General features: G+C 68.5%; 3 protein-coding genes. All 3 read right to left on the bottom strand.

Annotated features, from left to right (window positions below; genetic code table 11):
* The coding region (locus tag HG542_RS01690; RefSeq protein ID WP_171078174.1) for an FG-GAP repeat domain-containing protein at nucleotides 1–796 on the bottom strand (796 nt) is incomplete at its 3' end.
* A gap of 123 nt (nucleotides 797–919) precedes the next feature.
* Nucleotides 920–1,771: an FG-GAP repeat domain-containing protein gene (locus tag HG542_RS01685; protein ID WP_171078173.1), complete on the bottom strand. Its 852-nt coding sequence runs from the start codon at nucleotides 1,769–1,771 to the stop codon at nucleotides 920–922.
* Between the two features lie 139 nt (nucleotides 1,772–1,910).
* A partial coding sequence (locus HG542_RS01680; protein WP_171078172.1) for an FG-GAP repeat domain-containing protein occupies nucleotides 1,911–2,297 on the bottom strand: 387 nt, incomplete at its 5' end.

Below are 2,297 nucleotides of genomic sequence, written 5' to 3'. Positions count from 1 at the left end.
CGGAGTTCATGTCACCGGTGGACAGCAGCATGTCGTACGCGTTCCATCCGCCACCGACGCGGACGCGGCTGGCGAAGGGGTCGTTGATGTTGCCGGTGCCCTTGTAGAACCAGAGGACGCCGTCGCGGTCCTTGGCGACGATGTCGGTCTTGCCGTCGCCGTTGAGGTCGCCGCGGCCGACGATGTCGGTGTAGATGTCCCAGCCGCGGCCGATACGGACACGGTCGCCGAGGGTGCCGTCCTGGCGGGCCTGGTAGAGCCACAGGACACCGGACTTGTCACGGGCGATGAGGTCGGCGTGACCGCCGCCGGTGAGGTTGCCGGGCGAGAGGATGAGGTCGTAGATGTTCCAGCCGCCGCCGATCAGCTTGGGCTGCGATTCGTCGTGCTCGTTCTCGGGGGCGCTGCTGAAGAACAGCGAGCCGTCGGCGGCGCGGAGGTAGAGGCCGTCCATCAGACCGTCTTGGTTGAGGTCGACCTGCACCGATGCGGTGATGCCCCGCGAGTCGGTGTCCTGGAGGCGCTCCCGGTCACCGAAACCGCCCTGGAGATTGGGCTCGTAGGTGTAGACCTCGCCGGACGCCTTGGTGGCGAACAGCGGGAAGAAGGGCGCGGCAGCGGTCGGGTGGACCGCGTCGCGCGGAGCCGCCGGGGCGGCCTTCAGGGGTGCCGGGACGGGCGGCGCCGGGGCGGCGACGGCGGTTCCGGCAGTGGCACCGACCAGTGCGGCAGCGATTGCTGCGGTGGCGAGACGCGAGAGTGCGCGTCCGCGCGTGCGGCCGGAGAGTTGGGCCACGTGGTGCTCCTATAGCAGGTAAGACAGGTGAGAAAAGACGTGACGCCCCTGAATCGGGGCGTCACAGTAGCTCCTGGATCCTTCCACAGGATCTTCAAAAATCAACAGGTGTGTTGTGCCGGCTCAGAACAGGTTGGTGTACTGGTCCCAACCGCCGCCGATGCGGGTGCGGTTGTCGAAGGGGTCGTTCTGGTTGCCGTTGCCCTTGTACAGCCACAGGACGCCGTTGCGGTCGCGGGCCAGGAGATCGCTGCGCCCGTCCTGGTCGACGTCGCCGGTGGCGACCATCATGTCGTAGATGTCCCATCCGCCGCCGATGCGGACGCGGCTCTCGAACGGGTCGTTGATGTTGCCGGTGCCCTTGTAGAACCAGAGGACGCCGTCGCGGTCCTTGGCGACGATGTCGGTCTTGCCGTCGCCGTTGAGGTCGCCGCGGCCGACGATGTCGGTGTAGATGTCCCAGCCGCGGCCGACGCGGACGCGGTCGCCGAGCGTGCCGTCCTGGCCGGCCTTGTAGAGCCACAGCACGCCGGCCTTGTCACGGGCGAGCATGTCGGACTGCCCGCTGCCGGTGAGGTTTCCGGGGGAGAAGATGCGGTCGTAGATGTCCCAGCCGCCGCCGATGGTCTGGGACTTGCCGCTGCTGTTGAAGTGCAGCGTGCCGTCCTGCCAGCGCGTGTAGAGGCCGTCGGGGAGGCCGTCCTGGTTGTGATCGACGCGGGTGGCCGCGGTCATGTACTGGAAGTCCTCGGCGATGCGCTCACGGTCGGAGAAGCCGCCGTGTCCGTCGGAGCCGTAGAGGTAGACGCTGCCGGAGCGGTCGGCTGCGGTGAGCGGGAACCGAGGCGCGCCGGGGGTCGGGGCGGTGGCGGCGACAGCGGTTCCGGCGGTGGTGCCGATGAGCGCGGCGGCTATCGCCGCGGTGGCGAGGCGTGCGAGCGCGCGCCCGTGCTTACGGACAGGCAGTTGAGCCACGTGGTTCTCCTGTGGATGGGGGACAAGGAGCGACATTCCGTGCGGGATGCCGCGATACGCCTTGATCATTCCACGGGGCACTGACAACGGCAGGGGCCGCACCGTGCGCCGGTGCGGCCCCTGTCACAGCCCGGAAGGTTTAGTACATCAGACGGTATTGGTCCCAACCGCCGCCGATGCGGGTGCGGTTGTCGAAGGGGTCGTTCTGGTTGCCGTTGCCCCTGTACAGCCAGAGCACGCCGTTGCGGTCGCGGGCGAGCAGATCGCTGCGCCCGTCCTGGTCGACGTCGCCGGTGGCCAGCAGCATGTTGTACTGGTCCCAGCCGCCGCCGATGCGGACGCGGCTCTCGAACGGGTCGTTGATGTTGCCGGTGCCCTTGTAGAACCACAGCACGCCGTCGCGGTCCTTGGCGACGATGTCGGCCTTGCTGTCGCCGTTGAGGTCGCCCAGGCCGGCGATGTCGGTGTACTGGTCCCAGCCGCGGCCGACGCGGACGCGGTCGCCCAGGGTGTTGTCCGCGCGGGT

This window comes from Streptomyces morookaense (assembly GCF_013030945.1).
Lineage (GTDB): Bacteria > Actinomycetota > Actinomycetes > Streptomycetales > Streptomycetaceae > Streptomyces > Streptomyces morookaensis.
This window is presented reverse-complemented; position numbering and strand designations above follow the sequence as displayed.